Below are 21074 nucleotides of genomic sequence, written 5' to 3' on the forward strand. Positions count from 1 at the left end.
CCAAGAGAGGTGAATCCGTATGAATCGATTGATCGCCAACAGAGGATTGCTCCAGATTTTCTTCGCTCTGCAACTGGTCGTCGGCATCATGTTCATATTCAATTACATCGTGTACAAGAATTCCATAACCGGGATTTACGACAAGGTGAGCGAGAACAACCGGATGGTGATCAGAAACATTATTCAGTCGTTTGATACCAGTTTCTCCTCCGTAAACAATTTGATTTTTAACATTCATGCGCTTCCTTCAGACCGGATGCAGTTGGATAACGGCTTGCTGGACATGGAGAAAGTCATCTCCCTGCAGGACAGCTTAACCAGCATTGTGTCCAATGTGGACATCGTGGAAGATGTGGTCGTCTCTTTCGATAATCATGATTTGGCCATAACGACACGCGGAACCAGCAATCTGGACGCTCTGTTTGACAGGCGGTACAAGTCACAGAAGTTCAACTCGATGTTCTGGAAGACGTTTACCCGATCAGAGCACGAGCTTACCATCTTTCCAGCGGAGGTTTATGCGGATCAGAGCAGCGGATACGGCCGGAATCTGATGATTGCCGTGGACGGCAACAAGGTCAGGATGTCGAACAAAAACCTCATGGTCCTGATCAACGTGAACCGGCTGCTTAAAGGGATCGATTTGAACTCGATGATTCCCGACGCCTCGCTCATCGTACTGGATGCGAACCGGAACGTCATCTTGAGCACCGAGAAGGATCTGGATTTGGTAGGCATTCTAAACGATGTATACTTTAACCCGTCGCAGGAAGCCTCCCTCACGCACGACGATTTTGAGTACAATTTCTACAAATCGGACTATAACGGTTTTATATATATCAATAAACTGCCGTACAAGTTTCAAAATATCGATTCCGTCACCAATGCCAACACGTGGATTATGTACGGCGCGATTGCGTTAAACGTCATTCTGTCGGTGCTGCTCAGCATTTATCTATACCGGCCGGTGAAGAACATTGTGCAGCTGCTCGGAGGCAGTTCTCTGAAAGGGAATGATTTCGTGAAAATCCAGAGTGGCATCATCAAGGTCCAGCGGGAGAATGAATCCTTGAAGAAGCAGATGGACCTGGTGGATGAGGATATTCGCCGCGGCGTGTTCCTGCAAACGCTGGACGGTCATCACCATTCGCGCGAGCAGGAAATGCAGATGCAGAAGCATTACACGCATTTTTTCCAGTGTCGGCATTTCATGATGGCAGCCGTGTATTTGCAGCCTGCAGGCAAGGGAGCGGCCATAGCGGATTTTGTCCTGGAGGAGTTAACGGACCAGATCCGAGGCAGCCTGCAGGAACGCTACGAACATGTGGTGGTTTATCATATCGAAGAGCTGAGATTCCTCGCGCTCATCGGTTTGGATCAACCGTCGGACCGCAAGCAGCTGGTACGGAAATTCGAAGACTATATCCGCCTGTGCAACCAGGAGTATACGGATATGTTCACGGTATGGGGCTGCGTTAGCCGGACGTATGAATCCAAGATCAGCAACTGCTGCGAGGCATACCGGAACATTAAGGATGGCCGATTATACCGGAACGTTAATGCGGACACGGATATGGTCGATACGGAGCAAATCCGTTACGTCCCGGATATTTATTATCCGCTTCAGAAAATCGAGAAACTGAGCAACTGCATGCTGAGCGGCAAGGTGGATGAAGGATTGCAGATCGTGAGTGACATTGTTCAGCAGAATGCTGACCTTCACATCCATCATCATCAGATGGTGCATATTGCGGTGAGCATGTTCTTTCTCGTCATGAAGCAGGCCGATTCGCCGTCCGTTGATCGCAATGAGCTGTTTCAGCTGGAGAGTGATTTCATCCGCAAGGTCGATCAAGCCTATACCCATGAAGAGATTCAGGAGGCGCTAATGGAAGTAATGCGCGTGGTGGCCAATACGCGGAACCATGATCCGCGGAGCAAGTTGAATCCCGCCTTCATCTCCCAATATATCGAGCTTCATTATATGGAGAATCTGTATTTGGACCATATGGCTGAAGTGTTGGATACAAGCTCGAAATATTTCTCGAATTATTTCAAGAAGACATTCGGCGTGAATTATGTGGAGTATTTGAACAAGGTCCGACTATCGCACGCGCGTGAATATCTCCGGAACACGGATCTCAGCATTGCCGAAATCGGAGAGAAAACAGGGTATTCGAACTCTTCCACATTTACGACAACGTTTAAGAAGTATAGCGGCGTATCGCCAAGCGAATATCGGAAAGCATCAGGAAAATAAGGTGGAGCAGGAGGGTTCATATTGAAGGCTGTTGCCACGATTCATGGAAAAGTGATCGTTGATCAAATCGAGAAGCCGGCCGGATTGCCGGCAGGCCATGTGCTGATTCGTAGCGAATACTCGGCGGTCAGCCCGGGTACGGAGATGATCTTTATACGAAGAGCATCGGATCAAAAAGTCATTATGGGTTACAGCGCTGTTGGAATTGTCGAAGACATGGGGGAAGGCGTGCAAGGGCTAACCGTCGGTCAACGGGTGGCCTGTTATGGGGCTCCTTATGTGCGTCATGCTCAGTGGCTTACCGTGCCTTCCAACCTAACAGCGATTGTTCCGGATGGAGTGGACCCGCAAGAAGCGGCATTTGCGGGACTCGGAGCGATAGCGATCCATGCCCTGCGGGTAGCGGATCTTCGTTTTGGCGAATCGGCTGTGGTGGTCGGACTTGGCATACTGGGGCAGATGATTGCCCAGGTCGCGCACGCGGCAGCTTGCCCGGTTGCGGGATTTGATCTGAACCCGGAGCGGGTACAGGGAATGAAGCGGCATATTGCTTATGCCTACGATAACCAGGAGCAGCTTGAGGAGCAGATTCAGCGAATGACCGGCGGGCATGGAGCCGACAGTGTCATTCTGTGTGCAAGTGGCTCCGGGGAAGAACTCATTAACTCTTCGATGACATGGATTCGGGATAAGGGGAAAATCGTCATTGTCGGTGATTTGTCTATGACGTACGCCCGGGACCGGATGTTTGGCAAGGAGGCGCAGGTGCTGATATCGCGAGCAGGCGGTCCGGGCCGGTATGACGCAAGTTATGAACTCCGCAATACGGATTACCCGATCGGCTTTGTACGCTGGACGGAAGGTCGTAACATCGCCGAGTATATTCGTCTGTTGGCGGAAGGGAGAATATCGGTCAAACCGCTGATCTCGCATGTGATCCCCGTGGATGAAGCGGATAAGGCTTATGAGCGGTACGGCCCTGGATCAACGACGCTGGGGACGATATTTAACTACGCGGACAATGCGTGAATTCCGGGAATGGGATTCGCGGTAGAGGAACGAGAAGAGGAATCGTTATAGCTGTCTTTCTGAGCAGTGATGCCACTGCAGAAAGACGGCTTTTTGCGTGCGACGGGATCCGATCTGCCAAACTATTAATTTACAATAATATACAATTAAATTATACTAGTAGTAGATATGGATAATTTATCATTTTATATAGAGACATTTACATATCTAATCTTCTTAGGATTTATACATATAAGCAGCATTCCTCGTTTCCATCGATTTTGGAAGGGTGGTGGTTTATTCGAAACCGTTTTACCAAACTGTAGCGGTAATGGCTTTCCAATTCGAAAAACAAAGGAGCGAAGCGTGATGAAAGTATTCCGAAATTCGATCATCCGTAAGTCGGCTGTGTTGTTCTGTGCTGTTCTACTGATCTTGCCAGCCGGATTGTCTCTGGCGGCCAACAAGCCGTTTCCCCAGCATACGTCGTATACGAGCGGTTCGATTAAACCAAACAATGTGACGCAGTCAGCGATGGACAGTGCGGTCAAGAACAAATGGAACAGCTGGAAAGGGTCTTTCCTGAAGCCTGCAGCGACAGGGCAATATTACGTAAAATACAATTCGGCGGGTGAGACAGTGTCCGAGGCTCATGGCTACGGGATGCTCTTCACCGTTCTGATGGCGGGATACGACAGTAATGCCCAGTCGTATTTCGACGGACTTTATCGATATTATAAGGCGCATCCGAGTAATAACAATCCATATCTGATGGCTTGGAAGCAAAACAGCAGCTTTCAGAATATAGGGGGAGCCAATTCGGCAACGGACGGCGATATGGACATTGCTTACGCACTCCTGCTTGCGGACAAGCAGTGGGGAAGCAGCGGATCGATTAATTACCTCCAGGCAGCTAAGAATATTATCAATGCTATCATGAGCAGTGACGTTAATCAGTCCCAGTGGACGCTGCGCTTAGGCGATTGGGCAACAAGCGGCATCTTCGACACCGCCACGCGCCCATCGGATTTCATGCTGAACCATATGAAGGCATTCCGTGCGGCTACTGGCGATGCCCGTTGGGATAATGTCATTAACAAAACCTATACCATCATCAACTCTATCTATAACGGCTACAGCTCGAATACTGGCTTGCTTCCGGATTTCGTAGTCAAGTCGGGCAGCAATTATCAGCCTGCGGAAGGGGGATTCCTGGAAGGGGCGAATGATGGAAAATACTATTACAATTCATCCCGGACTCCTTGGCGGATTACGACTGACTATCTGATGACCGGCGATACGCGTGCGCTGAATCAATTGAACAAGATGAACACGTTCATTAAATCAGCCACAGGCAGCAATCCTGCCAACATCAAGGCAGGGTATAACCTGAACGGCACCGCGCTGGTAACTTATAACAGTGGGGCATTCTATGCTCCTTTTGGCGTAAGTGCGATGACTTCGTCCAGCCACCAGAGCTGGCTGAATTCGGTATGGAGTTACACGGCGAACGCATCCGCAGAGGGATATTATGAGGAAAGCATCAAGCTGTTCTCGATGATCGTGATGTCGGGGAACTGGTGGACATATTAAATTATTACACCATTTAACTTTATGTAAATTCAAAATAAAGCCCTGATCCGTTACGGATCAGGGTTTTTTAGTTCTTTCCTACCAATAATTGATTTATAGTAAAAAATAATAAGAATTTGCATTGATATTTCACATAGAGCAATGTTAATATCTTATTAAATATAAAACATTTTATATTAATATGAATTAAATTCAGGCTGAAGGCTTAACTAAGGGCATTGACATCTTGGTTTTTCTTTTTGTGAAAGGGTTTACAAGAATGAAATCGGGAACGAAGGGAGAATCGTATGCACAAGAGCATGGTGCGTAAGATGGCTGTGGCAGGGATAGCGGCAGTTTTACTGGTTGGAGGTTTAGGCTCTGCAGGTCAAGGACCTTCGGCGAGCGGTCCGGAGGTAAACGCGGAGGCAGCGCCGCTAAAGAAGGGGGAGAAGGCGCCTATATTCCGAGAGGCATCCGTTCATGATCCGTCCGTCATTAAAACAGAGGATACATACTATGTGTTCGGTTCCCACCTGGCCGCCGCCAAATCGAAGGACCTGATGAGCTGGGGCATGGTGGCGTCGGGGGTCTCGAATGGCAACCCGCTGATTCCGAACGTGACGGAGGAATTGAAGGAAACGCTGGAATGGGCACAGAGTGATACCTTGTGGGCAGCCGATGTGATTCAGCTGGCAGACGGCAAATTCTATATGTACTATAACGCCTGTAAAGGGGATTCTCCGCGATCTGCCATGGGGATTGCGGTTGCAGATCAGATTGAGGGGCCTTATAAGGATACGGGCATTATTCTGAAATCCGGCATGTGGGACGAGATCAGTGAGGATGGAACCATCTATGATGCAACGAAGCACCCGAATGTGGTGGATCCGGATGTGTTCTTTGATAAGAACGGCAAGCTGTGGATGGTATACGGCTCCTATTCCGGCGGGATTTTTATCATGGAGCTGGATCTGAAGACCGGAAAACCGCTGCCTGGGCAGGGATACGGCAAGAAGCTGCTCGGCGGCAACCACAGCCGGATTGAAGGGCCGTACATGCTCTACAACCCGGTGACGGATTATTATTATCTGTATCTGTCCTATGGCGGATTGGATGCGGTTGGCGGCTACAATATGCGGGTCGTCCGCTCCAAAAATCCGGACGGTCCTTTCTACGATGCGGAGGGTAACGATATGAGAGAGGTGAAGGCGGATCCTTCCCTTCCGCTCTTTGATGACCGGTCGATTGAGCCGTATGGCGTGAAGCTGATGGGGAACTATTTGTTTAAGCGCTTGATCGGCGATCCGGGAACGGGAATTGGCACGGGAGCCGTATCGCCGGGCCATAACTCCGTCTATTACGATGAACGGAATGGAAGAACATTCCTTATTTTTCACAGCCGCTTCCCGCAGCGGGGGGAAGAGCATGAAATCCGGGTGCATGAATTGTATATGAACCAGGACGGCTGGCCGGTATCCGCTCCATACCGCTATGCGGGTGAAGAAGCCAAGGAATCCAAGAAAATCACGCCGAATGATGCGGCAGGAGACTACAAGCTGATTCAACACGGAAAAGATATTTCGTCCGTCATCAAAGAATCGGTGCCAATGGAGCTTCAAAAGAACGGCAAAGTTACGGGCGAAGCAGAAGGCACATGGAAGATCAGCGGAAAGCGGGATGTGCAGCTTACCCTGGATGGAAAGAGTTATAAAGGCGTATTAACTCCGCAGTGGGATCCGGAAGCGAAGCGGCAGGCGATGACCTTTACGGCCCTCGCGGCCGATGGAACCGCCGTGTGGGGTGTTCGTCAGTTTGATCGGAGCGACAGGGAACTTGTGGATGCCGTGCAGAAGGACCTGTTCCTCGGGGATGTGAGCGGTGTGTTCTACGATCTTGATTTGCCGTCAGAGGCTTCCGGCGGTGCGGTCATTCGCTGGAGCTCCTCTCATCCCGAGGTTGTATCAGCCGAAGGTAAGGTCCATCGTCCTGCTGCCGGGGCCGGGGACGCGAAGGTGACGCTGACCGCTCAGATAACGAAGGGTAAAGTGAAGACTTCCAAAGCCTTTGACGTGACCGTGCTGCAGCAGTCGGCAGGGCCGTTGCTGCTGAATTATCCATTCAGTGAGAATGAGGTTGGCTCGGTATTAGACAGCTCGGATAATGGATTTCACGGCAAGGTCCTTGGAGGGGCCCAGTGGAATGAGAAGAGCCGGCAGGGAGGCGGAATGGACTTTGGCGGGACAGACGGCTACATTGAGCTGCCGAGTCGGGTTACGGATACAGAGGACTTTACCTTTGCGGCTTGGGTATATTGGAAGGGTGGAGCACCCTGGCAGCGAGTGCTGGACGTAGGGAATGGACTTGCCAGGCATATGTTTCTGACACCATCCCAGCATTCGGGCGTTCTTCAATTCACGCTGCATGGCAGTGAGGGAGACCAGAGTCTCTTGTCAAAGGCACCGCTGCCGAGCCATGAATGGACGCATGTTGCGGTCACGCTGCAAGGGAATACCGGTAAGCTGTACGTGAACGGTCAAGTCGTTGCATCTGGTGATCATATGAAACTGAATCCGAATGAACTACTGGCAACGGAAGCTTATTTAGGTAAAAGCCGTTTTGCGGCCGATCCTTATTTTAACGGGAGCTTGGATGAGGTGCGGATTTATAACGAGGCGCTAACCGACAGCGAAATCAAGAAGCTGGCGGAATGATTTTACACAGTGCAGTCATAAGTTATGAGTTATGGGTTTTGAGTTTTGCGTGCAGACTACCGTCTGCACGCTTTTTTGTATTGGCGTTAAAATAACGGTTGACAGAAGGATGTATATCAGATATCTTAATATTAAGTTAAGTGACTATATAAAAGTTAGTTGGTTGAAAGGAGTAAGTTTAAAGTGTTCAAACGTTAGCGAAGATGAAGCAGGTTAATCATTCTATATGTATATATCTTTAAATTAAGATATCGATGGATGGTATCAATGAATTTCTATAAATAATGAAAATGAATATGGAGGCGTATAAAATGGCTATAGATATTGGATTGTTGTTACTTCGTTTGGTGGTTGGGTTGTCGTTCATGGCGCACGGTGCACAGAAGCTGTTTGGATGGTTTGGCGGTTACGGGCCGAAAGGGACAGGCGGCTGGATGGAATCGGTTGGCATTAAACCTGGTGTCGCAATTGCGGTGTTGTCAGGTCTGATGGAACTGGTTGGCGGGCTGTTGTTTGCTGCCGGATTTCTCACGGTGCTCGGTGCAGCGCTGATCACGCTAACGATGCTGGGTGCAATTGTGAAGGTGCATGGCCGGAACGGGTATTGGTCTACAGCGAATGGATATGAGTATAATCTGCTGTTGATCGCAGTCGCAGTTGCACTGGCACTCACGGGTGCAGGTGCATATTCATTGGATGCAGTAATCTTTAACTAATCGATAATGGGGGCGTGCAGATATGAGTGATCTGACAACATTAATTAAGAGCCGGAGATCGGCTAATCTGTTTATGGAAGGGATTGAAATCCCGGATAAGGATTTGATTGATATATTTAATGAAGTTAAATATGCACCTTCGGCTTTTAATTTGCAGCATACACACTATGTTGTAGTTAAGGATCCCGATATCAAGCACAAAGTTTATGAAGCCGCCAACAAGCAGCATAAGATACTCACTGCATCGGCCGTTGTCGTTGTGCTGGGGAATAAGCAGGCCTACCGGGAAATCGGGAAAATGAACGAGGGCTTTCTGAATTTGGGCGTGATCGACAAGCTCGAATATGACATGACGGTTGAATCCGTCACGAACTTTTATGAAGCGGGTGGAGAATCCTTTATGAGGGATGAAGCCATTCGCAATGCCAGTCTATCCGCGATGCTGCTGATGATGGTGGCCAAGGACAAGGGGTGGGATACCTGTCCGATGATCGGTTTTGATCCCGTGGCTCTGCAGAAGGAACTGGATATCCCGGATGCTTATGTGCCTGCCATGCTGATCGCGATCGGCAAGGAAGATGCAAGAAAACCACGTCCCCGGGGTTACCGCAAGCCCGTACTGGAATTTGTAAGCTATAATCAATTTTAAATGATGCATGATATGAGAGGGAGCTCCCGCTGCAGGTCTTTAGATCTGACGGGAGCTTTTTTTCATCCGCTTTGATAAACATTCCTCTCCGTTTTGACGATGATGAATATAAAGAGATCGGTGCAGCGCCAATCCTAAATACGATTGTATTCATTATATATGGGGGTGAACGAAATGAAGACGAGGAAGCGGGCGTATCAGCGATCCGGACAGATCATAGTGCTGGCTGTCATGACAATTATGTTACTGGTGGCATGCACGAAGGAGGTACCGGGATCCATACCGCAAAATAGATCGACTGCCGCCGAGCCGAGCGCAGGAGAAGCTGGGAATCCATCGGAAATGCCGGCAGCGGCAACGGTAAGCTCGCGTACGGCATTCCAGCCGGAAGATCAAAGCAATCACCAGGTTAAGCAAGAAGCGGAGTCGCCAGAGGGGGAGTCCAAATATGACCCGATTGAAGCAGTTCTCAATATGTATGAGGCGCTTCAGGCTAACGATTCTACATTATATTTCCGTTATGCTGACATTCCGAGCGTTCGTATGTCCCCCGCCAAGCTGAAGGTGTTATTCGAAGAGGCTGGCAAGCGTGAAGTGAGACCGGAACGGTTCAAGCTTTTTGATAGAGAAGGGCTGGATCGGGAGAGCCGTCAGATGTTAGCTCTTACGTACGGCAGCCAAGCCGAAATTGTGCTGGAAGAGCTTAGTCAGGGCGATCATAACCTGTGGTTTGTGACGGCGTTTACGGATGGACTTAAAGTGGTAGAGCAATCCACGGTCTATCCCGGTGCCTACGAGCTTGGAAGAGAGGCGACAATGGAAGAACTTATCGCGATAGAGATCCAGCATACGGCTGAAGATAGGGAATTTCTTGCGGCAAAAGCGAAGCAGCCTGTATGGAACCCGGTGCAGACCGTTTCCTTACTGTACCAGGCAGCGCAGGCGGAGGATGCAGAAGCCTTTTATGAGATGTCCGGTGGGGGCGAGGGATACTTTTCGGGTCAGTATGCCCGGGACATGGTGGAATTTACGGAATGGATGAAGTCTTTTGAAAGCGTGCAGCATATTTCAATCGAATCGGTTCCGCCGGAGAATATGGCCGGGAGTTATAGAGAAGAATATAATAAAAGCTTTGGCGACACATGGCAATTCATTGTGGCTTGGGACCCGAAGCATGAAGCAGGCTACCAAGGGACATACTGGATTATGGCGCCTAGCGAAGACGGAATTCAATATGTGGTAAAGCAGACGCTTACCGCCAATCTGGAATCTTTTTTCAAGTGAGGAATGGAATACATACATAGTGAAGACAAATATAGCAGCGCCGCTCATGAAGTGAACGATGACCAAATCGGGTCACAGTTCAAGAGCAGGGCTGCTATATTATCGTCAATGGGCTTGGTTGAATTACGGCTGAAGATTTTGGAGCATATCCATCGTTTCGTTTATTTTAGTAATGGTTTGAACGATGTTGGAATTCTGGAAGTCGGTCACTCCGTTTTGAATTTGATCCATGTAGCCGTTGATGTCAGTCAGCAGCGTGTCATTTAAACCGACCAGCTGTTCATGGATGTTTTGCGCAAAAGCAGGGGCTTCAATGCCGTTAAACTCCGAGATCCGGGTTTTCATCGCTTCGAGTTCCTTGGTCAGCGTTTCCTTGGCATCTGTATTCGTAGCGGCTTGTTGGGCAAGCTCCGGAATAGACTCGGCAAATTGGGATGTTTCATTAATAAACGTGGTAGCTTCTTTTGTATAATCCAAAGAATTGTTCACGCTGTCCACCAAGGAGCAGCCGGAGAGAACTCCCAGTACAAGTGAAATCAACAATAATCTTTTGATCATTCTCATCCTCCTGTCGTCTAAACGCAGTTCTTATACGTTGTATACGTATGGCCAGGAGAATGGTTGTATTTTTTTCGCGGATTAATATTTCCCCAGCAGCCAGCGAATAAGCTCAATCAAACTTGCCAGGATGCCGCCGGACCAGGGGCTTTCGACTGAAGGAGCGGGCTCCTCGGGCTGGATGCCTTTCCCCAGCGAAGTCATGTCAACGGATGAGGAGGGACCCGTATTTCCGCATAGATGGGGTTTGAGCTTTTGCCCGCTTTTGTCGGCGAACACGATATATTCCTTGCCTGTTTCAAAGGATTCCCAGCCATTGGAATAAAGGGTGACGGTAGGGGAATCAGAATCTCCTTTCCACCATTCGGCAACCTGAAATACATAGCTGCTTTTGGATATATCGGCTTTAGGGTTGGACGAGGCCAACGTGCCCCTGAATACCGCATCCGAGGTTTTTAATTCTTCGGTAAGCTTTCGAGGCTCCACGCATGACAATGCGGATGCCGTGGAGTGATCTGCGCCAAGCCATAATCCGACAGTAAGGGAAAGAGCGATCATGGCGAGAAACCCTTTTTTCATATCGACGCCTCCTTTCGGGATGATTATGTATTTAGACGAGGAGGGTTTCACCATTGTTGCAGCGTTGCTTGGAAATAAATTCGACGCAAAATGGCTCCGAGGAGGATTAAGTATTGAATTCTTAGTTTCTGCCAGAAGCGCAAATACCCCGCAAGCCAAAATGGCTGCGGAGCAGAATTGAACCTGGGCGCGCGTATCGCGGGTCGATTGCTTTTTTCACGATCATGATTAGCGGTCCAGCATGTGAGCGGGAATAGCAGTTAGATCTGCTTTGCTTCCAGCCGTTTGGCGATGATGGACAGAAGATAATTCAGCGTGAAGTACAGCAACGACGCAAAAACAAGGGCGGGAATAACATAGTCATAGCTGGAACCGCTAAGAATTTGTACGTTGCGCATCAGCTCAGGCAGCGAAATGATCACGGCGAGCGAGGTGTCTTTAATGAGCGAGATGAACTGGCTCACCATGGGCGGGGACATCCGGCGCAGCGCTAGCGGGAGAATCACGTGCCGCAGTGTCTGCATATAAGAGAGACCCGACGCCCGGGCTGCTTCGATCTGGCCTTTATCCACCGATACGAGGCCGCTGCGGACAATTTCGGCGATCATGGCTCCTTCAAAAATGCTCAGGCCGACGACGGCCGCCCAGAAAGTGGGGATTCGAATCCCGGTCTGCGGCAGAACCATGCCGATGAAGAAAATGATCAGCAGCAGCGGCAGATTGCGGATTATATCCACCAAAAAGGCCGTTGTCCTCGACAGGAAGGGCGTTTTCGTATATCTCACAGTCCCGAGCACGGTTCCAATGATGAAGCTGAACACAATGGATAAGCCGGCAACCTGCACCGTGATCCAAAAGCCTTGAAGGAGATATCGCAGATTCGGCCAGGAGTACGCACCGATAAAATCCATCTCATGCCACCTCCTGTTTATTGGGCAAACTTGCGTTTAACGTCAATTGCTTCTCGCAAAGCGGCGCTCCATATAATGGACGGCCAGGCTGAGCGGTATGGTCAGGAGCAGGTAGAACAGGGCTACAAACGTATAGACGGGAATGCCTTTGAAGGTGCTCAGGTTAATCAGATCGGCATAATACATCAGGTCGAGTCCGGCGATAACGCCGAGGACCGAGGAATTCTTGACCAAATTGATCAATTGGTTGCCGATGGCCGGCAGTACGATTTTGATCGCCTGCGGAAGTATGATGTAGCGCATATTCTGGATATAACTCAGCCCGGAAGAGCGGGCCGCCTCCGACTGTCCGGAGGGCACCGCTTGGATCCCCGCCCGAATGGCTTCGGCAATGAAAGCAGCCGTGTACACCATCAGCCCAAGCGTACCCGAAGTAAACGGGTCAACCGGTATGCCGAGAGAGGGCAGGCCCAGGAAAAAGAAAAATACAACCACCAGGAGTGGAATGTTGCGGATAAACTCTACATAGATGGCGCCAATGGCTTTCAGTATGCGGAATGGGGCAATCCGCAGGATGGCGATCAAGGTGCCCAGCACCAAGCTGCCTATCAGCCCAAGCAGGCTGGCGAGAATGGTCTGGCCCAGGCCAGCCATAAATTGATCCCAATGCTGGACCAGAATGTTAAAATCCCACAAGGTCAAAATGCCTCACCTCCAATGGGGGATGATGATCGGGTGGCCGGTCAAAAGAAGCCAGGCAGTTCCGCCCCGCAAAAGGGAGGAACCTGATTGGAGCCATGATGCCTTAGGACCGGCCCGACCATTACATGCTTGCGGTTATTCCGGTTTCACGCCCATCCATTGCTCATACAATTTGTCGTATTCGCCGCTATCCTTCAGCTCCTTCAACAGCTCATTGACGGTTTTCACAAACTCCGGATTCCCTTTTTTGATGGCCATGCCGTATGGTTCATCCGTAAAGTTTCCGCCGACCAGCTCAAAGCTCGGGTCCTGCTGCTGCATACCGAGGAGGATGGAATTGTCGGTGGTCAGGGCATCGCCCTGTCCCGCCTTGAGTGCGGTGAAGGCGTCCTGATAATTCTCGAATTCGAGAATGACGGCGTCGGGCGCTTTCTCACGGATATTTTGCGCAGAGGTAGAGCCCTTTACCGTGAGCACCTTCGTATCCTTGTTCAAGCTTTCCAGACCCGTGATCGGGCTGCCCTTCTTCACCAGCAGGGATTGGCCGGCTTCAAAATACACATCGCTGAAGTCCACCTGCTCCTTGCGCTCCTCTGTTATGGTCATCGTGGCGATAATGATGTCGATGTCCCCGTTCTTCAGCATGTCGATCCGGGTTTTGGAGGTAACCTCCTTCAGCTCGACCTTGGTCTCGTCACCGAGAATCTTTTTGGCCAGCGCTTTGGCGATGTCGATATCGAAGCCCTCTACATTGCCGGTGGCAGGGTCCTGCAATCCGAACAGCTTCGTATCATATTTCACGCCAGCTACAAGCTTGCCGCGTTTTTTGATCGCCTCGAGGGTATCCGTATTGCCGGAACCCCCGCACCCTGATGCGACCAGCATCATCACTAACACCAGAAGGGCCGCACTCCATCGGAATGGTCTCGTAAATCTTTTCTTCATACACCAGATCCCCCTTAAAGATATGAATTCTCTCGAACAAGCAAACTCCTAACGGCGCGTTGTCCGAGCGTGGACTCCTTGTCTCTTGTGGCAGCCACCATGACAATCCTAAAAAGCAAAGCAACAATTCCTTTTCCACCCCTACGCACCAAGCCCAGGTTAGTGATGCAGCAGGCGGCTCAGGAACGCCCGTGCTCTCTCTTCCCGCGGCTGATTGAAAAAATCGGAGGCGGGTGTATCCTCGATAATCCGGCCTTCGTCCATAAAGACGATTCGATCTGCGGCTTCGCGGGCGAAACCCATCTCATGGGTAACCACGGCCATAGTCATGCCTTGATGGGCGAGTGAACGCATGACATCCAGCACTTCGCCGATCATCTCCGGGTCGAGTGCGGACGTCGGTTCATCAAACAGCATAATCTTCGGGTTCATGGTCAATCCGCGGGCAATCGCCACCCGCTGCTGCTGACCACCGGAGAGTTGGGAAGGATAGCTATCCGCTTTGTCCGCAATTCCGACTCGCTGCAGGTACTTCATCGCTTTTTCCGTCGCTTCCGCTTTGGACATCCCCAGCACCTTCATGGGTGCGAGAATGATGTTGTCGATCACCTTTTTGTGCGGGTACAGGTTGAAATGCTGGAAGACCATCCCGATATCTCGCCTAAATGTATTGATGTCGATCTTTCGGTCATGCAGCTTGACGCTATTCACGACAAGCTCGCCATCCGTAATGCTTTCGAGCCGATTGATACACCGAAGCAGCGTGCTTTTACCGGAGCCGGAAGGTCCAACGATGACAACGACTTCCCCCTGGGAAATGGTTAGGTCGATTTCTTTCAGAACATGGAAGGTTCCGAAAAATTTGTTGACGCGGCTAAATTCAATCAGTAGAAATCCCCTCCTATTCATTTCGAATTGGACGCTTGCATGCATGTAAGCTTGTGACCTGTCTTGGTGCCAGGCCCTTTTTACACTGGTATGGCAAAGGGAGCTTGTTCCATGCCACTTTTAGGAAAATTTAGTATCCAAGCGGTGGGGAGTGAGATATAATAGGGGGCGTATTCATATGAAGGAGGCCACATGGATAAACGTGCAAAAATAACTGAAATCGACCTGGTTCGGGGCTTTGCGATGATGGGCGTGCTGATGGTGCATGCGACGTCGTTCGCCACAGTTCAGATGCGCGGGGACGATTTTTTTGGCTTGTATAACTTCCTGAACATATTCTCGAAGGTTGGAACGACGACTTTCATATTTCTGAGCAGCTTTGTGCTGTTCTATAACTATTATCACCGCCCGTTCAAAGGCCGTGACTTGGCAAGGTTCTTCAAGAACCGGCTGATGTATATTCTGGTACCGTATCTGCTGTTCTCGGTGTTATTCTTTACGGTGGCCTGGTATCATCGCGGGGGGGAGTCAAATCTGGCGGCAATGCTGGAGAGCTTCTGGCCCAAGCTGGCGACGGGGAAATCTTACACGCACTTATATTTCATCTTCATTAACATCCAGTTCTATCTGCTGTTCCCACTCGTACTGATGCTGCTGAAGCGATTCCGCGGCTTCGCGGCGGTCTGCGTGCTGGTCGGCATTGTACTGCAGTGGGTGTTCTATATCGGCAATGATGCCTGGTGGGACGTAACGAACCGGAACAGCTGGTCGCTGTCGTTTCTGTCGTATTATTTTCTCGGGGCATGGATCGGCATTTATTATGACCGGGTCAAGGATTGGCTGACTTCAGCGCAGCATGCCGCAAGACCGGCCCTGCGCAAGCTGGGCTGGGTCGCGCTCTGGGCGATTTGGCTGGGCGCCGCCCTGGTGCATATCGGCCTGCGATACAATCAGCGGCTGCTAGGGACGGAATATCATCCGCTGCTCTACGATGCCTTCTGGAATGTGCATACGTTAACCACTGCCCTGGTCATGCTCCAGGTCGCGCTGGTATTCGGGAATAAGAGGGTATGGTGGTTGAACGGATTCAGACGGCTCGGGGTGTATTCCTTCGGCGTTTATCTGGTGCATCCGCTGGTCCTGCTCTTCTACCGGGACTTTCCTCCGCAGACGGAGAATTCCTGGCTGATGCTGGCGTGGTATGCCGGCGGGCTCGTCTGCGCACTGGCGGTTTCGTATGTGGTGGTCTACAGCATTAGCCTTCTCGGGGGCTGGACCTGGATCTTTTTCGGCAAACTGCCGGGCAGTTTGCGGACGGGAAGATCACCAAATCCTCCTGTTCCGGCTCAGCCGGTTACGGAGGCATCATCGTAAGTTCGATAAAGTGGAAAAGGCGCAATCTTCGCAAAGAGGAGAGCGCCTTTTCTTTTTGCCCGAGTGGCGATATTTCAGAATGATTCCCTGATTTTCGGAATGAGGCTTATCATCTGGGATGTCATGCTATATTTGGTTTGATACTCGGTCTGTGGGTGGTACGAAGACGTTGCTAAGTACAGGTCAATTACATTCGTTACAGACATGAAAAGCGAGGGAGTGCCAATATGAAGGATAGCAGAGATTCCTTAGTAAACGGTTTCATAAAGGCGGACGGCAAGCGCATAGTTAATGGAGATGGTCAGGAAATTCTGCTGCAGGGAGTCGGGCTTGGCAGCTGGCTGCTGCCGGAAGGGTACATGTGGAAGATGCCGGAGCAAGGAGACCGACCTCGGCGCATCGAAGGCATGGTTAGGGACCTGATCGATGAGGAAAAGGCGGCGGCTTTTTGGGAAGCCTATTATGAGCTTTATATCGCGGAAGCCGATATCCGGCAGATCGCTGCCGAGGGCTTTAACTCCATCCGGGTGCCGATCAATGCCAGGTTTATGATGGCGGAAGGACAGCAGCCGCCTTTTGTATATCACGAAGGCCATTTGAAGCTCATCGATCGGGTGATCGATTGGTGCAGGACGTATTCGCTGTATGTTATTCTGGATTTGCATGGCGCGCCAGGCGGACAGACCGGCGCGAATATCGATGATTCCGAGCGGGATTTGCCGGAGCTGTTCACGGATCGGCTGAATGTGGAGCGAACCGTGGCGCTGTGGCGTATGCTGGCAGAACGCTATAAAGACGAGTGGATCGTGGCCGGTTACGACCTGCTTAACGAGCCGCTGCCTGACTGGTTCAGCGAGTATCATGATCGGGTGATGCCGCTGTATAAGGAAATCACCGCGGCTATACGCGAAGTGGACAAGCGCCATATGATCATTTTGGAAGGTGTCCACTGGTCAACGGACTGGAGCATTTTCGACGAGAAATTTGACGATAACCTGATGCTGCAGTTCCATAAGTACTGGAATAATCCCGACACGGAGAGCATTCAGAAGTATCTGGATCTTCGCGAAGAATGGAATGTGCCGATCTTCATGGGTGAAGGCGGCGAGAACAACCCGCAGTGGTATACGGGCGCATTCCGGTTGTTCGAGGATCATAACATATCCTGGAACTTCTGGACCTGGAAGAAGATGAACACTCAAAACTCGCCGTTCTCGATCCGCATGCCGGAAGGCTGGGAGAAGCTGACGGGTTACCTGGAAGGCGGAGAGAAGCCCTCTTCAGCCGAAGCGGAAGCGATTCTGGGCGAATATCTGGATCATCTTCCACTGGCAGCCTGCGATGCTTATCCGAACGTATCCCGGTCATTGCTGCGCCGGCTGCCCATTCAGATTCCGGCAGAGTTTTACGGATATCGGGGTGAGGGTGTCTCTTATCATATTGAGGCGAAGGCCAGTCAGGATATCGGGCTCCGGGTTCATGACGGTGTTCCGATGCGGATGATGACGGGCAAGGCGGAGAAACCAAGCTACGCTCCGGAAGGCGGCAAGCCATGGATAGAGGATAACCTGGTATGCGTGCAGCTCCGGGAGGGAGATTGGCTCGCTTATGATGCGAATTGCGCTTCCGCAGACGTTTTTCATCTGGACATTCGGGGACGCATTCCCGAGGGGACGGTGGATTTGATGCTCCAGATCGGGGATCGGGAGCCTGAGCTTATCTCCTTGTCGGACTCTGGCGAAGGACAGTGGCGCATCCATAGGGTGGCTGAGGCTATGCCGATTGTGGAAGGCCCTGTGGATCTGGTGTTCATGGTGAATAAGGGCCGAATCGAGCTGGATTGGCTGGAATTTACCGAAGCGCGTTTAAATTTATAAGTTGAAGGGGAGATGGCATTATGACGGAACAGGCCGCAATATCGGAAGGGCTGTACCAATGGCTGGATGGAAGTAATCTGGAATCGAAGCAGCACGAAGCGATGATGCTATTGAGCGCAACGGAAGATGGATGGCCGCATACGGCCATGCTCAGCGTGGGGGAGGTTTTGGCCTTAGACCGGAACCGGCTACGACTTGCGTTATGGCAGGGGACGACTACGACTGGCAATCTTCTTCGGTCCGGACAGGGTACGTTGGTGGCGATTCATGATGGAGCGGCCCATTATGTTCGGCTGCGTCTTCAAGGGCTTCCCGATCTGCCGGATGCCCGGCATCCGCTGCAGCGTTTTGAGGCCGAGGTAGTGGCTGTTCGCGAGGATATCGCGAAGTATGCGGATATTAAATCGGCCGTGAAGTTTCAACTGCACGACCCGGATGAAGTCTTGCAGCGCTGGAAGGAAACGCTGGAGGAATTACGAAAGTAAACGTTTACGGCGTGAAAAACCTGCTCAAGATCTAGCTCCCGGCATATGCCGGGAGTTGTATATGCCTACTCATGCCTAATCGGAATGATGCCGAAGAAAATAACTTTAATTTTTCCGCAGAATCTTTTGCATTGGTATTTGCTATCGGCAGTAAAATGTGTTAAGATATGAATATCGAAATCGACCTGAATTCACATATTGTAGAGGGTTGTCATTTCTGGTAACCTTGTGCAATATGTGAATTTTTTTATTCCGTCTGCGAAGAAAAAAGGTCATGTAAATATATATCAAGGAGGATTCCCCCATGCAAACAGGAACTGTTAAATGGTTTAATGCTGAAAAGGGCTTTGGTTTCATCGAAGTTGAAGGCGGTAACGATGTATTCGTTCACTTCAGCGCGATCCAAGGCGACGGCTTCAAAACGCTTGACGAAGGCCAACGCGTTGAATTCAACATTGTTGAAGGAAACCGTGGACCACAAGCTGAGAACGTTGTTAAATTGTAATTACAATTGAAAACTGCCCTTAATGTGTGACATTAAGGGCAGTTTTCTTTTATACGGCGTTTCTATTTTCTAAGACGAGAATAAGGAGGAGCGTTCATGTATTCGCGTAAAAACTCGATGGAGAGTATTCCTGAAGAAATAACAGAAGTATGGGCATGCACGAAGGAAGACTGCAAAGGGTGGATGCGGGACGATTTTGCGTTCGACACGGAACCAGTATGCCATTTGTGTCAATCCCCTATGGTCAAAGAAACGAGAAGCCTGCCGCAGCTAGTTAATACCAATAAACAACAGAAATCTCTGGCTAAGGGGATTCAGATCGAGCGCAAATAGCAGCTAATACCTAGAGAAAGCGCTGGGCAAACACAAATTCTTCTTGAAGCTACCTTCGGATTTTATGGTAAATCCGTCTATTTCTGTTTCATTGGAAGGAGAATGGTTAGTAATACTTGTACCCTTTCATTCTCATTCAGAATGATTTACAGCATAAGGGACGCAAAATTCAAAGGAGTGAAATGTATTGAACACGCAAACCGAGGTACTGAAGCGAAACATTGACAACATGATCAGCCAGGATAACCAAGGCGGCTTGAACGATCAGGAGAAATTCATCATGCAAAAGCTGATGCGTGAGAAATACCAACAGGAACACGAAAGCAAACAGGAACAACGTGAGGAAGACAAAGGGGAATAACTGGGGAACCGTTTGATATACTTGAGGATATAAACGATAAACGTCGCCGCGACGATCCAAGGGATCGCTTGTGGCGAACAATCGTTAACAAGAGGGAAGGCATGAATGGCAGCTATGGAGGCTGCTGTTCATGCCTTTTTTTGTGCCTGGAATGAGCACAGGGCGCAATATTTCGTTTTCAGGATGCATTTTTTCGTAAATGCCGAAGCCTACCCGAAAAATGAGCCCCTTGAAACGAAATCTGAAACCTTTCATGCAGAGAAAGGACGATCTACAATATAAACATAGAGAATGTAAAGGTTTTCAAAATGATAGGATCAACCTGGAGGTCATAACCATGCAAAATCAACTTCATGCCGATGTTTCCGAAACCGGTGTCGGTCCCGTAATGGAGCCTTCTGTACAGAAGAAGCTTGACAGAAAAAGATGGCTCAGGAAACTCTACGGCCAACGACATCTTCAAATTATGGCGCTGCTCGGCGTTGCGTGGATGATCATCTTTAACTACATTCCGATGTACGGTGTCATCATTGCATTTAAAGAATTCAATATCGTGAAGTCCATCGGCGAAGCTCCATGGGTTGGACTAGAGCACTTCAAGGAGTTTTTCTCAGACGAGGACTTTACGAACGTGATGCGGAACACGCTCGGGATCAGCTTGCTGAAGCTGTTTATTGGATTTCCGCTTCCGATCATTTTTGCACTCTTTCTGAACGAGATCCGGTCCGTTCGCTACAAGAGGACCATTCAGACGATTTCTTATTTGCCTCACTTCTTGTCATGGGTCATTCTGGGCGGCATTCTGATGACCTGGCTCGCGGATATCGGTATTATCAATAATATCTTGCTGGCTCTGCATTTTATTGATGAGCCGATCACCTACCTGGCCGAACCGAAATACTTCTGGGGAATTATTATCACTTCGGATATATGGAAGGAGCTTGGGTGGTCCGCGATTATCTATCTGGCGGCCATTGCCAGCATTTCGCCTGAAATGTACGAGGCGTCGACGATTGATGGCGCAGGTCGGTTTCAGAAGATGTGGTACATCACCCTTCCCAGTATCAAATCGACCATATCCATTCTCTTCATTCTTGCGGTTGGTGGTGTGCTGAACTCCAACTTCGATCAGATTTTGGTGCTCCGAAACACGCTGAACGAAAGCGCGAGCAACGTCATCGATATTTTCGTGTACCACACCGGGATGCAGAACGGACGTTACTCCTACGCGCAAGCCGTTGCATTGTTCAAGTCCGTCATTGCGATTATCCTGCTGTTGATCGCGAACAAGGTGACCAAAAAACTGAACGACACATCACTATTCTAGCGAGACCAGCAAGAAGGGAGACGAAT

The 21074-nt window shown here is 50.0% G+C and carries 21 protein-coding genes; 15 read left to right on the forward strand and 6 right to left on the reverse strand.

Going from position 1 to position 21074, the window contains the following annotated elements:
- Positions 1-19: 19 nt before the first annotated feature.
- The 7 genes from MHH48_RS02855 (at position 20) to MHH48_RS02885 (ending at position 10203) form a co-directional block, all read left to right on the forward strand.
- Positions 20-2260 carry an AraC family transcriptional regulator gene (locus MHH48_RS02855; RefSeq protein WP_076322360.1) on the forward strand — a complete coding sequence of 747 codons (2241 nt, stop codon included), beginning with the start codon at positions 20-22 and terminating at the stop codon, positions 2258-2260.
- A gap of 21 nt (positions 2261-2281) precedes the next feature.
- A complete protein-coding gene (locus tag MHH48_RS02860) occupies positions 2282-3289 on the forward strand; it encodes a zinc-binding alcohol dehydrogenase (protein ID WP_076322359.1) in 1008 nt (335 codons plus the stop codon).
- Between the two features lie 348 nt (positions 3290-3637).
- Entirely contained in the window at positions 3638-4861 is a 1224-nt protein-coding gene (locus MHH48_RS02865; RefSeq protein ID WP_076322358.1) for a glycosyl hydrolase family 8, read from the forward strand.
- Positions 4862-5148: 287 nt separating this feature from the next.
- Positions 5149-7554, forward strand: a complete 2406-nt coding sequence (locus MHH48_RS02870; RefSeq protein ID WP_076322357.1) for a LamG-like jellyroll fold domain-containing protein — start codon at positions 5149-5151, stop codon at positions 7552-7554.
- Positions 7555-7865: 311 nt separating this feature from the next.
- Positions 7866-8270 carry a DoxX family protein gene (locus MHH48_RS02875; RefSeq protein ID WP_076322356.1) on the forward strand — a complete coding sequence of 135 codons (405 nt, stop codon included), beginning with the start codon at positions 7866-7868 and terminating at the stop codon, positions 8268-8270.
- A 22-nt stretch (positions 8271-8292) separates the two neighbouring features.
- Entirely contained in the window at positions 8293-8919 is a 627-nt protein-coding gene (locus tag MHH48_RS02880; protein WP_076322355.1) for a nitroreductase family protein, read from the forward strand.
- A gap of 174 nt (positions 8920-9093) precedes the next feature.
- Positions 9094-10203, forward strand: a complete 1110-nt coding sequence (locus tag MHH48_RS02885) for a hypothetical protein (protein WP_256720508.1) — start codon at positions 9094-9096, stop codon at positions 10201-10203.
- 123 nt (positions 10204-10326) lie between these two features.
- Here MHH48_RS02885 and MHH48_RS02890 read toward each other — a convergent pair whose 3' ends face one another.
- From MHH48_RS02890 to MHH48_RS02915, 6 genes are all read right to left on the reverse strand, one after another.
- Positions 10327-10761, reverse strand: coding sequence for a DUF6376 family protein (locus MHH48_RS02890; RefSeq protein WP_076322354.1), 435 nt, complete (start codon positions 10759-10761; stop codon positions 10327-10329).
- A gap of 81 nt (positions 10762-10842) precedes the next feature.
- Positions 10843-11340, reverse strand: a complete 498-nt coding sequence (locus tag MHH48_RS02895; RefSeq protein WP_076322353.1) for a hypothetical protein — start codon at positions 11338-11340, stop codon at positions 10843-10845.
- 260 nt (positions 11341-11600) lie between these two features.
- Positions 11601-12251 (reverse strand): amino acid ABC transporter permease, encoded by a 651-nt coding sequence (locus MHH48_RS02900; RefSeq protein WP_076322351.1) that lies wholly within the window; start codon positions 12249-12251, stop codon positions 11601-11603.
- A gap of 42 nt (positions 12252-12293) precedes the next feature.
- Complete coding sequence (locus tag MHH48_RS02905; RefSeq protein WP_179090632.1) at positions 12294-12947, reverse strand: amino acid ABC transporter permease; 654 nt, start codon at positions 12945-12947, stop codon at positions 12294-12296.
- Between the two features lie 141 nt (positions 12948-13088).
- A complete protein-coding gene (locus MHH48_RS02910; RefSeq protein ID WP_076322350.1) occupies positions 13089-13898 on the reverse strand; it encodes a glutamate ABC transporter substrate-binding protein in 810 nt (269 codons plus the stop codon).
- 159 nt (positions 13899-14057) lie between these two features.
- Entirely contained in the window at positions 14058-14831 is a 774-nt protein-coding gene (locus MHH48_RS02915; protein WP_076322349.1) for an amino acid ABC transporter ATP-binding protein, read from the reverse strand.
- A 147-nt stretch (positions 14832-14978) separates the two neighbouring features.
- Here MHH48_RS02915 and MHH48_RS02920 point away from each other — a divergent pair, with 147 nt between their 5' ends.
- The 8 genes from MHH48_RS02920 to MHH48_RS02955 all read left to right on the forward strand — a co-directional run bounded on the left by MHH48_RS02920 (position 14979) and on the right by MHH48_RS02955 (position 21048).
- Entirely contained in the window at positions 14979-16160 is a 1182-nt protein-coding gene (locus MHH48_RS02920; RefSeq protein WP_076322348.1) for an acyltransferase, read from the forward strand.
- A gap of 227 nt (positions 16161-16387) precedes the next feature.
- A complete protein-coding gene (locus MHH48_RS02925; protein WP_076322347.1) occupies positions 16388-18037 on the forward strand; it encodes a glycoside hydrolase family 5 protein in 1650 nt (549 codons plus the stop codon).
- 20 nt (positions 18038-18057) lie between these two features.
- Positions 18058-18522 carry a hypothetical protein gene (locus tag MHH48_RS02930; protein ID WP_076322346.1) on the forward strand — a complete coding sequence of 155 codons (465 nt, stop codon included), beginning with the start codon at positions 18058-18060 and terminating at the stop codon, positions 18520-18522.
- Between the two features lie 304 nt (positions 18523-18826).
- On the forward strand, positions 18827-19027 hold the full coding sequence (gene cspD, locus MHH48_RS02935) for a cold-shock protein CspD (protein WP_006207896.1): 201 nt from the start codon (positions 18827-18829) through the stop codon (positions 19025-19027).
- 96 nt (positions 19028-19123) lie between these two features.
- On the forward strand, positions 19124-19360 hold the full coding sequence (locus MHH48_RS02940; RefSeq protein WP_071222231.1) for a cold-shock protein: 237 nt from the start codon (positions 19124-19126) through the stop codon (positions 19358-19360).
- 187 nt (positions 19361-19547) lie between these two features.
- Positions 19548-19721 (forward strand): hypothetical protein, encoded by a 174-nt coding sequence (locus tag MHH48_RS02945; RefSeq protein WP_179090623.1) that lies wholly within the window; start codon positions 19548-19550, stop codon positions 19719-19721.
- A 105-nt stretch (positions 19722-19826) separates the two neighbouring features.
- Positions 19827-20003, forward strand: a complete 177-nt coding sequence (locus MHH48_RS02950) for a hypothetical protein (protein ID WP_179090622.1) — start codon at positions 19827-19829, stop codon at positions 20001-20003.
- Positions 20004-20058: 55 nt separating this feature from the next.
- Entirely contained in the window at positions 20059-21048 is a 990-nt protein-coding gene (locus MHH48_RS02955) for an ABC transporter permease subunit (protein ID WP_076322345.1), read from the forward strand.
- Positions 21049-21074: the final 26 nt, after the last annotated feature.

This window comes from Paenibacillus sp. FSL F4-0100 (assembly GCF_037993005.1).
In the GTDB taxonomy this organism is placed as follows: Bacteria; Bacillota; Bacilli; order Paenibacillales; family Paenibacillaceae; genus Paenibacillus_AQ.